10 protein-coding genes and 2 pseudogenes are annotated in these 12,885 nt (G+C 60.1%); 7 read left to right on the top strand and 5 right to left on the bottom strand.

Annotation, left to right across the window (positions count from 1 at the left end):
• Positions 1–183 precede the first annotated feature (183 nt).
• The 4 genes and pseudogenes from ACP15O_RS17495 to ACP15O_RS17510 form a co-directional block, all read left to right on the top strand.
• Positions 184–1,116, top strand: a complete 933-nt coding sequence (locus tag ACP15O_RS17495) for an IS5-like element ISRhba5 family transposase (protein ID WP_007803217.1) — start codon at positions 184–186, stop codon at positions 1,114–1,116.
• Between the two features lie 90 nt (positions 1,117–1,206).
• Positions 1,207–2,085, top strand: a complete 879-nt coding sequence (locus tag ACP15O_RS17500; protein ID WP_007803215.1) for a TniB family NTP-binding protein — start codon at positions 1,207–1,209, stop codon at positions 2,083–2,085.
• The gene (locus tag ACP15O_RS17505) at positions 2,022–2,873 is read left to right on the top strand and encodes a TniQ family protein (RefSeq protein ID WP_081731462.1); all 852 of its coding nucleotides are present in this window, start codon (positions 2,022–2,024) and stop codon (positions 2,871–2,873) included. Before ACP15O_RS17500 ends, ACP15O_RS17505 begins: the two co-directional genes overlap by 64 nt.
• Before the next feature lie 59 nt (positions 2,874–2,932).
• Positions 2,933–3,457 (top strand): annotated as a pseudogene (locus ACP15O_RS17510) (IS110 family RNA-guided transposase); the annotation flags it as partial.
• A 346-nt stretch (positions 3,458–3,803) separates the two neighbouring features.
• Here ACP15O_RS17510 and ACP15O_RS17515 read toward each other — a convergent pair.
• Together ACP15O_RS17515 and ACP15O_RS17520 are read right to left on the bottom strand one after the other, a co-directional pair.
• Positions 3,804–5,243, bottom strand: coding sequence for a hypothetical protein (locus ACP15O_RS17515; RefSeq protein WP_024099412.1), 1,440 nt, complete (start codon positions 5,241–5,243; stop codon positions 3,804–3,806).
• 149 nt (positions 5,244–5,392) lie between these two features.
• Positions 5,393–5,791 (bottom strand): annotated as a pseudogene (locus tag ACP15O_RS17520) (IS5 family transposase); the annotation flags it as partial.
• Between the two features lie 151 nt (positions 5,792–5,942).
• Here ACP15O_RS17520 and ACP15O_RS17525 point away from each other — a divergent pair.
• From ACP15O_RS17525 to ACP15O_RS17535, 3 genes are read left to right on the top strand one after another with little or no spacing between them, the layout of a single operon-like run.
• Positions 5,943–7,577 carry a Mu transposase C-terminal domain-containing protein gene (locus ACP15O_RS17525; RefSeq protein WP_024099411.1) on the top strand — a complete coding sequence of 545 codons (1,635 nt, stop codon included), beginning with the start codon at positions 5,943–5,945 and terminating at the stop codon, positions 7,575–7,577.
• On the top strand, positions 7,537–8,460 hold the full coding sequence (locus ACP15O_RS17530; protein ID WP_235872058.1) for a TniB family NTP-binding protein: 924 nt from the start codon (positions 7,537–7,539) through the stop codon (positions 8,458–8,460). Before ACP15O_RS17525 ends, ACP15O_RS17530 begins: the two co-directional genes overlap by 41 nt.
• The gene (locus ACP15O_RS17535; protein ID WP_008335465.1) at positions 8,457–9,248 is read left to right on the top strand and encodes a TniQ family protein; all 792 of its coding nucleotides are present in this window, start codon (positions 8,457–8,459) and stop codon (positions 9,246–9,248) included. The genes ACP15O_RS17530 and ACP15O_RS17535 overlap by 4 nt, the downstream gene beginning before the upstream one ends.
• A gap of 232 nt (positions 9,249–9,480) precedes the next feature.
• Here ACP15O_RS17535 and ACP15O_RS17540 read toward each other — a convergent pair whose 3' ends face one another.
• The 3 genes from ACP15O_RS17540 to ACP15O_RS17550 form a co-directional block, all read right to left on the bottom strand.
• Complete coding sequence (locus ACP15O_RS17540) at positions 9,481–11,091, bottom strand: GMC family oxidoreductase (protein WP_239368535.1); 1,611 nt, start codon at positions 11,089–11,091, stop codon at positions 9,481–9,483.
• Positions 11,092–11,126: 35 nt separating this feature from the next.
• Entirely contained in the window at positions 11,127–12,572 is a 1,446-nt protein-coding gene (locus ACP15O_RS17545) for a coniferyl aldehyde dehydrogenase (protein WP_161353830.1), read from the bottom strand.
• An 86-nt stretch (positions 12,573–12,658) separates the two neighbouring features.
• Complete coding sequence (locus ACP15O_RS17550; protein ID WP_317939114.1) at positions 12,659–12,832, bottom strand: hypothetical protein; 174 nt, start codon at positions 12,830–12,832, stop codon at positions 12,659–12,661.
• Positions 12,833–12,885: the final 53 nt, after the last annotated feature.

The following is a 12,885-nucleotide window of genomic DNA, read 5'->3' on the forward strand; positions in this document are numbered from 1 at the left end:
TGCTGGTTGCAGGGGTTCGGACACTGCGCTAGAAGAACCGTGTTCAGGGGTTTTTTTCTAGCGCGGCGTCAGGCTTCTCGGTCTGGCGTCGTTTCCCTTTTTTTGGGTGATGCACTGGGCGTTGTTGCAGAACTCAGTCGGTGAAGGATTCACATCGGGAATCCATGCGGTTAGACGATCTGCATGAGCAAGCCCAAGCCCGCCCGCTACCGCACGACGAACTGGTCCAGCTACAACGATGCGCTCAGGAAGCGCGGATCGCTGCTGATCTGGCTGGACAAGGAGATGACCTGGCACGCGCCGCATGAGGGACGCCCAGGGCGCCCGCCGGTCTTTTCGAATGCCGCGATCCAGTTTTGCCTGTCGCTCAAGGTTCTGTTCAAGCTACCGCTCAGGCAGACAGCCGGAATGGTCGCGAGCCTCCTGCGCCTGGCAGGGCTAGACTGGCCCGTTCCGGACTACTCGACGCTGTGCCGCAGACAGAAGACCCTCAAGGTGCAGATCCCCTATCGCCGTGCCGAAGGGCCGCTGAATCTTCTGGTGGACAGCACCGGCATCAAGTTTCTTGGCGACGGCGAATGGCAGGCCCGCAAGCATGGCGTTCAGGGCCGCCGCCAATGGCGCAAGGTGCATCTGGCGATGGATATCGCCACCTCGGATATCCGGGCCGTCGAGTTCACCCCTAGCCGGGAAGGCGACAGCCCAGTCCTGCCGGACCTGTTGGGCCAGATCCCCGAGGACGAGGACATCGGCACCGTGACCGCGGATGGTGCCTACGATACCCGCCGCTGCCACGGCGCCGTCATCGCACGCGGTGGCACGGCAATCATACCGACCCGAAGGAACGGTCGAGCTTGGAAAGAGGACTGCCCGGCTGCCAAGGCGCGCAACGAAACCCTGCGCGCCACGCGTCACTACGGTCGGGCATTCTGGAAGCGGTGGACCGGATACCACGCCCGTAGCCGAGTGGAGGCCAAGATGCGATGCCTGAAGGCCTTCGGTGAGCGCATCGCCGCGCGGGATCCAGATCGCCAAACCGCCGAAATCCACATCCGGGTCGCCCTTGTCAATCGCTTCAACGCGCTCGGCACCGCCCACGTCGTCCGCGTGGCATGAAACTGAATGGGAAAGGGGCACTCACAACTCAGGCCGACTTTCTGCAACAACGCCCATCGCGCCCCATGTTCAAGGTGGAGCGCTGGTGAATTGAGGGCAGAAACTGAAGACGACGGCCGCATCGCCCTCATTCAATCGGACATCTGGATCGGCTTTCCCCGAGCGGAGCAAGTGCTGGACCGGCTGCATGGTCTGATTGAGATGTCGCGGCAGACCCGCATGCCTGGCCTTCTGGTGCATGGGGCGTCCGGCATCGGCAAAACAATGATCGCCCGCAACCTGTCGCGACGCTATGCGCCGGAGTATGATCCGGAGTCGGGCGTCACCCACACCCCGTTACTTCTGTTGCAGGCGCCACCCGCTCCTGATGAGCGGCGGTTCTATATGCACATCCTCGCAGCCGTCGGAGCCCCGTCGTCGACGCTGAGCCTGAAGGCGCAGAGTGTTGCCTCGCTGGAAGTTCGGGTCGTGGGCCTTTTGCGCGACCTCGGGCTGCGGATGATCATGATCGACGAAGTCCACAACCTTCTTGCGGGCACGCATAGGGAACAGCGCCGGTTCCTCAATGTCTTGAGGTATCTCAGCAACGAGCTGGAGGCATCTTTGGTCTGCTACGGTGTCAGCGAAGCCGTCGATGCCATTCGCGGCGATGTCCAACTGGCCCGTCGGCTTGATGAACACCACCTGCCGAATTGGCGCGATGATGCCGAGTTTTCGGATATGATCCAGACATTGATCGCGGCCATGCCGCTGGAGAAGAAATCCAATCTGCAAGTGCGGTCGCTCAAGCAGATCCTCGCATTAACTGGCGGGGTGACGTCCCGCATCTTTGCCTTGGTCAAGGATCTGTCCATCGACGCGATCATCAGCGGTGACGAGTGCGTCACTGATGATGCCATCGCAAAATGGACACCGGTCTGGTCGCGCCATGCAAACGCTCAGCGACGGCTCGAGAAATCTGGGGCGTGACGTGTATCCCGCTGCCGATATCGGTGACGCCAGTGCCGGACGAGTTGCTTTCTGGTTGGTTATCGCGACTGGCCGCTTCCAATCATTGCGAGGTAGCAGACCTGCTCGCCCATATCGGGATCGACGCAAAATATGCTGCAGCCCTTGATTTTGATCTCGACATGCTGGCCGCGGATAGGATTTCCGTTGCGGCGCGCTTCGATCCAGCGTTCGTGTCGTCGATGACTTTCGCGGCGATGCCGGAAGCAGAGATGCGGTTGACCGCACAGGTGCCGTTCCAGGCTTGCACAAGCTGCGCTGATGGCGGCCTTGAGCTCAGGCACTGGCGTAGGGCCTGGGCGTTCGACTGCCAGATTTGTGGTGCCCGGCTTCTTCCAAAGGCCGACAGGCAAAATGGCGCAGCGGTCTCCGAAAAGCTGGTTGATCGTGCCCGCCGGGGGGCACGGATCCTGGAGCGTGTCGCGGTGTCGGGCAGCGCGCGTCAACTACGCCGAGCCATGCGGGCGGTCACCTTCGCGATGGGACTCAAAGCTTTATGTGGAGACCCTTTCTTCGCGCTTCAAAGCCCCCGCCCGAACATAAGGCTCTTCTGCCTTGCCGCCATTGCCTCCGCCCAATCACGTCCACTGGTAAAGGCTGCGTTGTGCAGCATGGACATCGACGTCTACGCACGAGTTGCCCTGCTTCGCGCCTACGATAAGGAGCCCCGACTGCTTGCAACCGTCGACCAGATTGCTCAGCGGATGCGACTACGCGTCGGCGGTTCAGCCACCTCATCTCAAATTTAAGGGCAAGAAAGGCCGGAAAACGCGCCGTGTCTCGGATTTAAGGGCAAGGCGACACCCACTTCCGAGAGAACCAGGAACGGTTGCCTGACCATGCTGCGGCTGCCATCCATGCGTTGATCTGCCAAGCGGAGGCGATTGCCGATCAGGCTGAGGCCCTGGAGAAACGGATCCTCGAGTGGCACCGGACGCACGAGACGAGCCGGCGACTGGCGACCATTCCCGGTATCGGACCGATCACCGCCAGCGCAATTGCTGCAAATGTTCCGGATCCGAGCCTGTTCCGCTCGGCACGACAGTTCGCGGCCTGGCTAGGCCTGACGCCACGGGCGAACTCAAGCAGTGGCAAGGATCGACAGACCGGGATCAGCAAGCAGGGTGATGGATATATCCGGCGACTGCTCGTTTCCGGCGCGACTGCGGTGCTTCGCTTTGCAAGGCAGGGCGATGCCGGCAAGGCTTGGATGCTTGGGCTTAAAGCACGCAAGCGACCGAAAGTCGTTGCGGTCGCGCTCGCCAACAAGACTGCCCGGATCGCTTGGGCGCTCCTGCGCCGCAACGAGATCTACGCGGCCCCTGTCTCCTGAGCGCGGAACCGCTGACGGAATGCGTGAAGCTGAGAAGAGATGACAAACCGGTCGAACCGGGGATCGGGACACCCCAGGGGGTCAAGGCGCAGAAAGCGCGCAATTTTGATTGGGACCCGATCCGCGGACTTCATCTGGGCCAGCGGCTAGACCGCACCACAAAGGCCGTAGACATGACTGCTTTCGGCATAGGCGCGTCAATTCCCAGCTTGCGCAGCAGGGGTCGTCCAGACATGGGAACACTTGCCCTCGCCAGAGATGCCCACTGCGCGTTGGCGACGGTCCACCAATGACTTGCGCCACCGGACCTGTGGGGGAACCGGCGCAGCGCCAGTTCCCCATCGGCTCATTCTGCCGGAACCCAGGGCCGGTTATAGGCTGCCACGCGCCAATCACCGTGTTCGATGAACCGGGGGGCGCTCCCGGTTTCCAGCGCCTCGGCTGCGGCGTTCAGCGCCTCGGGCGATGTCTCGGGCCAGGCGCCCGTTTCGATCCGTTCGACCAGGGTCTCGACGATGGCCGTGCTTTCGGCAGCCGTGAACTCGCAATGGCCCGTGCCCTGGACCAGCGACTGCCGATACAGATCGCCGGTACCCTGCTCCTGCACCAGCGCGCCGTAGCCTTCCATCAGCGTGTAGGGAATGGCCCAGTCGCCCAGCATGTGGATGCGGATCGCCGGAACCTGCAGATCGCCGGTCGTCGTGCGCCCGTCTGCGGCCCAGAAATCGCGCGCATAATCCGAGGCCGCGATGCGGGGGGCGGCGTCGATCCTGGCAATGTCGGCCTGAAGGTCCAAACCGGCCTGTTCGTAGAGCGCCTCAACCGTCCGCGCCATCGCGGGTGCGGCATTCTGGTAGAAGGCGGCATAGTCGACCCCCTCGTTCCCGGAAAGTTGCTGCCCCGATGCGGCGTTTTCGAACAGAAGCCGCGAGGACCCGCCAACATTACCGCCGATGCGCAGCGCCGAGGCCACGATCATGTCGGCCATGGCGCCGGCATCCGCGGTGTCGGGTAGTTCGGTCCCCTCGACCATCCACGGCGACCACTGTCCGATGGCGAAGGCAAGCGCCAGCCGCGCGCGGCCCTCCGGGCTTTCGCCCGCCGTTTCGATGGCGGCCATCCAGGACGCACGGATCGCGTCAAGGCTGCGCTCGCCACCCGCTCCGGCATTGGGCAGGCCGACGATGGCGAGATCGCTGGCCGGACCGTGCCCAGCGGCCTCATAGCTTTCGCCCAGCAGGGTCTGCATGGCGAACCAGCCATCCAGGAAACTGCTCATGATCCAGACCGGCGTATGGGCGGCAAGCACGGCGGCACCGTCGATCCTGTCCGGGTAATCCTCGGCCGAAGCGAGGCTGTCGAGCCCTCCGCCAGAACAGCCGTATTGCAGCACCATGTCAGGAGCGCGCTCCAGGTCCGTGAAAATGTCCTGAACAGCTTGTAGATTCAGGATTTCACGCTGCGGATCGTATTGCCACAGGCGCAGCGGGTGCCGGGCGAGCCCGGCGAAGGCATAGCCACGACCGAGCAGGTCGTCATACCGCTGGACCGCTGACGCGACCGAAACGTTGCTGGCGAAATCCAGATCCCTGAGTAGTCGACCATTCCAGTTCTCGGGCACGCGGATCAGCCATGCCGTCCCGTCCGGCAGGGTTCCCGCATGTTCGTTGAAGGCGGGCTGCTCCTGCGCCGACGCGAGCGGGGCGAAGCCCGCGGTCAGAGCGAGGCAAAGCACCACCATTCCGGTCCGCGAACGCGGGCCGGCCAAATTGGCTGTCCGTGACATGAATTTCCTCCAGTTTGATGCAGCGATGAAATCCGGCTCCTCTTCCGGGGAACCATCGCCGGGAAAAACATAGATAGCTAATTATTAGTGTCAAGGGCTCTGATGCACAAATCGGCTTAAGGCCGAGGTTCCCCTTTCCCCGGACGGACTTATCCCACAGCTTCCGTGACGGGTATTCCGAGCGCGGTGTAGCCGTTCAGGACGGCGATGCGGACCTGGAGTTCGGCGACCTGTCGATCGAAGTCCCGTGCCATGAGCCGCTGGCCCAGCAACTTGATACAATGCATCTTTGTCTCGACGCGGCTTCGGCGGTGGTATCCACTCCATCGTCGCCAGAGCGCGCGGCCCAGGTATTTCGCCGCGCGCAGGGCCTCATTTCGCGCCACGGCTCCGGCGGTGATCGTCTTCCAGGGCTTCGCGTTCTTGCGGGGCGGGATGACGGCATGGGCACCGCGATCTGCAATCGCATCGTGGCATTTGCGCGTGTCGTAGGCGCCATCAGCCGTAACGCTACCGATTTCCTGGTCCTGCGGGATTTGGTCGAGAAGGTGGGTGTCGCGTAGCCCTTAATTGTGAGATGAGAAATCCAACGAAATCAACGGCCTTGCTTTGCCCTTAAATATGATATTTTGCCTTTAAATCCGATATTTTTGCCCTTAAACCTGAGACAGGGTTCGCAGCTTCGTGTGGCAAATATTGATGGATGATGATCGCGAAGACTTCGTTGCCGCTGGTGCTGAGGAGGCGCGCAGGGCGGCCGTTCTGCGTCCGCTTGTTCAGGCATATCTCAAAGGAACTGGCAGTCTGGAAAGTGGCATCAATGACGCCGTTTGGGAGCTTGGTGTCAGCAGGGCGACTGTCTGGCGCTGGATAAAGCGTCTGGCCGAAGAGGGTGGGCGCACCAGCGCGCTGGCTTCTCGGAAACGGGGCCGCCCGACTGGTACAACCTTGATATCCGGCAAGGTGGAAGCGGTGATCGAAGAACATCTTCGCCGTTATTTCTTACGGCGGGAACGCCCAAGCCTGTCGCGCATCGTGACAGAAATCCGAAGCGCGTGCTGGCAGCAGGGCTTGCAACCGCCGACACGTCGGACGGTTCAGCGCAGGCTGGATGCAATGGATGCCCGTGAAATTGCCAAGGCACGCGAAGGCGCAAAGGCGGCCCGCCAGAAATTTGCGCCGGTCGTAGGCGACAACAAGGCAAACCGGCCACTGGAGGTCGTGCAAATCGACCATACGCCTGCGGACATCATTCTCGTCGACAGTTTTGAACGCAAACCAATTGGGCGGCCTTGGGTCACGCTGGCGATCGACGTCGCAACGCGGATGGTGACCGGATATTACACCTCTCTCGAGGCACCTTCGCGTCTGTCGGTGGCGCTTTGCCTGACACAGGCTGTGGCCCCCAAGGCGGAACTTCTGGCGGAATTGGTGCGCAATGTTCCTTGGCCCGCGCAGGGTAAACCGCATAGCATCCACGTCGATAACGGGCGCGATTTCCGGTCGCATGCCTTTCGGTCGGCATGTGCAGAATGGGGGATCGATCTGGTCTATCGGCCGCCAGGCAGTCCTCATTTCGGAGGGCACATCGAACGATTGATCGGCACGATGATGGGGGCCGTGCACCTGTTGCCTGGAACAACGCAATCCTCGGTCGTGGCCAAGGGCGACTATGACGCCGAGGGCATGGCCACGATGACCTTAAGCGACTTCGATCGCTGGTTTGCTCTGGAAATCTGCCGCTACAACAACAGCATTCATTCAAGTCTTGGCTGCACGCCCGTTGCCAAATGGGAGGCGCTCTCAGAGCAAATGATGGGCGATATCCCCTTCGAGATTGAAGCCTTTCGGGTGAGCTTTCTGCCAAGTGAACTGCGCAAGGTCAGGCGTGACGGCATCCATCTGTTCCAGATACGGTACTGGTCCGATGCGCTTGCAGGCCACATCGGGCGCGGGGATGGAAAGGTGGTCGTCCGCTACGACCCTCGCGACCTCTCGGTGATCTGGGTCGAACTGGATAATGACCGATACGTCGAAGCTCGGTACCGAAACCTGGAAATTCCGCCTGTGTCGCTCTGGGAATATCGCGAAGCCATGAGGAATGCCCGTGCCCTTGGCAAGTCCGGGTCCAATGAGCTGGTCCTGGCTGAGCTGATCCGACAGCAACGCCAAATCGAGTCTGAAAGCCGGAGCCTGACGAGGGCCGAACGCCGATCCCGTGAAAGAAAAGGGACATTGGAGGGCGCCAACTCGGCCGTCTCAACAACCGAAGGGCTGCGCGCGATCGATACGGGTGATACATCGCGCCCATTGTTCAAGGTGGAGAGATGGTGAATTGAGGGCAGGAAAAACAGAGGAAGACGGTCGGATCACCCTCATTCAATCGGATATCTGGATTGGCTTTCCGCGGGCCGAACAAGTTCTGGACCGTTTGCAGTGTATGATCGAAGCGCCAAGGCAAACCCGTATGCCTGGCCTTCTTGTGCATGGCGCGTCCGGGATCGGAAAGACGATGATCGCCCGCAATCTTTCGCGCAGATATGCACCGGAATATGACCCAGCATCGGGAATTACGCGAACGCCGCTGTTACTGTTACAAGCACCACCAGCTCCCGACGAACGACGGTTCTATCTGCACATCCTGGCGACCGTCGGGGCACCGGCCACGGCACTGAGCGCGCGCGCTCAAAATGTGGCCTCCCTCGAAGTCCGTGTCGTCGCGCTCTTGCGCGACCTTGGCCTGCGGATGATCATGATCGACGAAGTCCACAACCTCTTGGCCGGGACCCACCGCGAACAGCGCCGCTTTCTCAATGTTCTGCGGTATCTCAGCAATGAACTCGAAGTGTCGCTGGTCTGCCTGGGGGTCAGCGAGGCCGTCGATGCCATCCGTGGTGATATCCAGCTTGCCAGGCGGCTGGACGAACATCACCTTCCAAACTGGCGCGACGACGCCGAGTTCTCGGACATGATCCAGACACTCATCGCGGCAATGCCCCTCGAGAAGAAATCCAATCTGAAGGTCAAGTCACTAAAGCAGATACTTGCGCTGACCGGCGGGGTGACCTCGCGCATCTTCGCCCTGATCAAGGATCTTTCCATCGACGCCATTGTCACAGGTGATGAATGCATCACCGATGACGCAATCGCAAAATGGACGCCGGTTTGGTCGCGCCATGCGAACCCCCATCGGCGGCTCGAGAAGTCCGGGGTGTGAAGCCGCACCCGCTGCCCAAGACTGTCGCGCCGCTGCCCGACGAGTTGTTGTCAGGTTGGTTGTCTAGGCTGGCGGCGGCCAACTACTGTGATGATGCGGAACTACTGGCTCATCTCAGAATCGATACCGCGCATGGCACCGCCTTGAACTTCAACGTCGACGCGGCTGCGGCGGCGAAGATTGCCAACGCCGCACGGATTGACCCAGATGTTGTGCGATCTTTGACCTTCCCAGCAATGACGACACGAGAAGCCTCGCTGACGGCCCAGATACCATTCCAGCATTGCCTGCAATGTTCCAGAGAGGGCCTTTCGCTCAAGCATTGGAGGCGAGCCTGGGCATTCGACTGCCAGGTTTGTGGGACGAGACTTGTGCCGACGCTCGGCAAGGCCAGTGGCGAACAGATGCCCGAAAAGCTGATAAATCGTGCGCGCAACGGCGCCGCGCGGCTTGAATACGCCGCGCGATTACGCAGCTCCAAGCAATTTCGGCGCGCAATGCGCGCGGTCACCTTTGCCATATCATTAAAGGCCTTCCGCGGAGATCCGTTATACGCTCTTCAGGGCCACAGGCTGGAAGTAAGGCTGTTTGGCCTTGCTGCAATTGATGCAGCCCAATCCCGTCCACTGGTCAAAGCGGCCATCTCAAGCTCCGGCATCGACGACTATGCAAGGGTTGCTCTATTGCGCGCCTTCGATAAGGAGCCACGTCTGCTTGCCGCGGTTGTTTACATCGCCCGGCAGCGCGCGAAAAGCATAGGCGCGATGGCAGTGGAATCTCATAATTAAGGGCAAAAAATATCCCCGAACGCGTCGTGTCTCAGATTTAAGGGCAACGCGACACTTGTTCTTCACATAGTAACAGAGGGCAGGCTTGGAAACATCGAGCAGGTCGGCCAATTTGCCAATTGACGTTTCCGAATACCTCTTGGTGGTGAACTCGTGCGCGGCCGTATCCAGCAACACCCAGCGCTTCAGCTTCTGCTGATGCTCGGCATCCTTGGCCTTGCGGGCGAATTGATCAGGTTGCGGCTGCGTCCTCCTTAATCATGTCGGCGGCTTTTTCACCGATCATGATACAGGTGGCATTGGTGTTGCCGTTGATGATCTCGGGCATGATTGAGGCATCGGCGACACGCACATTGGCCAGTCCCTTGACCTTGAGCCGCGCATCGACCACGGCCATGTCGTCGCGGCCCATCTTGCAGGTGCCGACCGGGTGATACGCATGGTTGACCTCGGCGCGCAGGTAGTCGTCGATCTCGGCATCGGTATTGAGATAACGCTTTGGGTAAAGCGGCTTGGCGATCATATCCTTCAGCGGTGAGCCGTGCAGGATGTCCTGCGTCACCTTGAAGGCATTGCGCATGTCCTTCAGGTCATCGGCGTGATCCAGCAGGTTCAGGTCGATATTGGGCTCGGACCCCGGGTTGGCGTTCTTGAGCGTCAAACGCCCCCGGCTGCGCGGGTGACCGATATTGACAATCATGGTAAAGCCCCACTTGATCATCGACATGTAGTCATGGGCATGGTTGCGATAGGGCAACGGCACCATGTGAAGTTGGAAATCCGGGTTGTTCTTACCCGGCTCGGACCGCAGGAAGCCACCCGCCGCTGTGGGCGGATTGGCGAGCCAACCTTTGCGCCTGGTGAAATACTGGTAGAAGGCACCAAGGTTCTTGAGCGTGCCCAGTGGGCCAAGGGAAATTCCGGTGCGTTTCTTAGATTTGAACACGAACATCACGTCCGGGTGGTCATGCAGGTTTTCGCCCACGCCGGGCAATTCATGCTGCACCTTGATGCCATGTTTCTCCAACTCGGCCCGGGGTCCGATGCCCGAGAGCATCAGGACTTGCGGCGAGCCGAAGGCCCCGCCGCTGACGATGACCTCCTTGTTCACCCCGACCCGCTTGGTTTCGCCGCCCTGGTCGTATTCGACGGCCACCGCGCGCCCGTCTTCCATGACGATCCGGCGCACCGTGGCCTTAACCTGGATATCCAAGTTCTTGCGGTCCGTGATCGGGTCGAGATAGCAGAACTTGACCGAGGCGCGTTCGCCGTTCTTGGTGGTGAACTGGTAGATGCCCAGCCCTTCGCGATTGGCGCCGTTAAAATCCGGGGTCTTGGGGTATTCCAGCTTCTCGCCCGAGGAGAGGAAGGCGTTGTAGAAATCAAACGAGGCATCGCCGTTGCTGACATGCAAGGGACCGCTGTCGCCGTGATAGTCATCCGCACCGCGTTCGTTGTTTTCGGCCTTTCGGAAATAGGGCAGCACCTCGTCATAGCTCCAGCCTTCGTTGCCGAGTTCGGACCAGCGGTCATAGTCACCGGATTCGCCACGGATATAGACCATGCCGTTCATGCCGGACGAACCGCCCAGCATCTTGCCGCGCGGGTTATAAAGCGCACGGTTGTTAAGATTTTTCTGCGGCGTGGTGTTGAAGCGCCAGTTCAGCTTGTTGATTTTGTAGTTCTGGATCAGCCCGGCGAACATGCCGGGAATCGAAACGAATTTCGAGTTACCCGGACCCCCTGCCTCGAGAAGCGTGACGGTAGTGTTCGGATCCTCGGATAGCCGCGCGGCAACCACTCCTCCCGAAGATCCTCCACCAATGACTACATAATCTGCCATTGTTACTCTCCCTGTTACCATTTTTTGTGTCTGTGTCAGACGATTTTCTTCATGACCGCCAAGAGCGTGTCGGTGAGCCTGCTGTAGGGCGGATTCAGAAGGTTGGCCGAGTTCAGCCGCGCCTGCCGGAAGACCGGCTTGTGGGCGCTGAAACTGTCAAACCCAGCCTTGCCGGTATGGGTGCCCATGCCGCTGGCCCCAATGCCGCCGAAGGGCAACTTTTCCTGGAACACGTGGAACAGGGTTTCGTTGACGCACATCCCCCCGGCCCAGGTGTTTTGCAGCATGTGTTTTTCACGGGCGCGGTCATGGCCAAACCAATAGAGCGCCAACGGACGGTCATGGCTGTTGATATAGCCCGTGACCTCATCCAGGCTGTCATAGGTCTTGATCGACAGAACCGGGCCGAACACTTCCTCCTGCATCACTGCCATGTCGTCGCTGGGGTTGATCACTATATTCAGCGGCAGAATCCGGTTGTTGGTATTGCCCTCGCCACCATCGGGGTTGACCGTCACCACCTTTGCCCCCTTGTCACGGGCATCGGTGACCAGATTGCGCAGCCGGTCGTAATGGCGGTCCGAAACGATCGTGGTGTAGTCTACGTTGCCATCGAGGTTGGGAAAGAACTTGGTAAAGCCCTTCTTCATATCCCCGACGAACCCATCAAGCTTTTCGGTGGGCACAAAGACGTAGTCCACTCCGATACAGGTCTGGCCACAGTTCAGCACCTTGCCGCGCAGGATCGAGCTGACCGCCTTGGCCGGATTATAGGAATGGTCGATGATCGCGGGGCTCTTGCCCCCCAGTTCCAGCGTGACAGGCGTCAGGTTGGGTGCCGCGGCCTGGGCGATCTTGCGCCCCACGGCGGTGGACCCCGTAAAGATCAGGTGGTCAAAAGGCAGTTCGGCAAAGGCATTGCCCAGCTCGGCCCCGCCGGTGACGACGGCCAACAGGTCCTCGTCAAAATTGTCGGAAACGAGATTGCCCAGAAGTTCGGTTGTATGTACCGTGACCTCGCTGGGCTTGATCATCATACGGTTGCCTGCGGCCAGCGCATGCACCGCCGGAAGAAGCGCGATGGCATAGGGATAGTTCCAGGGAGCGATATTGCCGATCACTCCTAGGGGCTGCGGCACCACCTTGCATGTGGCCGGCAGCGAATGCAGGCTTGTGCCCACCCGGCGCGGGCGCATCCATTTGCGCAGGTGACGGCGGGCATGTTTGGCGCCCTGGATGACAAGGAACAAATCGCTCAGCGTGGTTTCGCGCACCGAGCGGTTGCCGAAATCCTTGTCGATGACATTACAAATGTCGTGCTTGTGTTTCTCGGTCAGTTTCAGCAGCTTTTCGACATTGCCGCACCGTTCTTCGTAGGACGGGTAGGGGTTGGCATTGGAGGCGGCTTTCTGGCAGGTGAAAAGCGCCTTGAGATCGTCGATGGAGGTGTCAGGGACGATAGGCGTGGCATAGGAATTCATGGTTAGTCCTTTGTATCAATTTCGAGGAAGCGGCGCAGCATATCGCAGGCCATTGTCTGTTCTTCGGTCTTGAACATCCTGCTCTCCTATCGCGCCAGAATCAGAATCGAGGCCACAGCCCCTTCGATCCCGATCAACCCACCACCATTTTCGGCAATTGCCACGTTTGCGCCGTCAACCTGGCGTGCGCCGCACTGGCGCAACCAGGCCACCGATCCCCGCGTCTCCAAAATGACATTTACATGTTGTACATGTTGCATTTTCATACCTTTATTTACTGACCAGTAAGTAATAATAAGCCTGCGCTGTCAAC

Origin of the sequence: Youngimonas ophiurae (nom. illeg.) (assembly GCF_049803795.1) — a bacterium.
In the GTDB taxonomy this organism is placed as follows: domain Bacteria; phylum Pseudomonadota; class Alphaproteobacteria; order Rhodobacterales; family Rhodobacteraceae; genus Thalassobius.

Excerpts from the sequence above, each read along its gene's own strand:
- ACP15O_RS17515 (WP_024099412.1), bottom strand. The coding sequence starts at position 5,243 with ATGTCACGGACAGCCAATTTGGCCGGCCCGCGTTCGCGGACCGGAATG.
- ACP15O_RS17550 (WP_317939114.1), bottom strand. The coding sequence starts at position 12,832 with ATGCAACATGTACAACATGTAAATGTCATTTTGGAGACGCGGGGATCG.
- ACP15O_RS17525 (WP_024099411.1), top strand. The coding sequence starts at position 5,943 with ATGGATGATGATCGCGAAGACTTCGTTGCCGCTGGTGCTGAGGAGGCG.
- ACP15O_RS17540 (WP_239368535.1), bottom strand. The coding sequence starts at position 11,091 with ATGGCAGATTATGTAGTCATTGGTGGAGGATCTTCGGGAGGAGTGGTT.
- ACP15O_RS17545 (WP_161353830.1), bottom strand. The coding sequence starts at position 12,572 with ATGAATTCCTATGCCACGCCTATCGTCCCTGACACCTCCATCGACGAT.
- ACP15O_RS17505 (WP_081731462.1), top strand. The coding sequence starts at position 2,022 with ATGGACACCGGTCTGGTCGCGCCATGCAAACGCTCAGCGACGGCTCGA.
- ACP15O_RS17495 (WP_007803217.1), top strand. The coding sequence starts at position 184 with ATGAGCAAGCCCAAGCCCGCCCGCTACCGCACGACGAACTGGTCCAGC.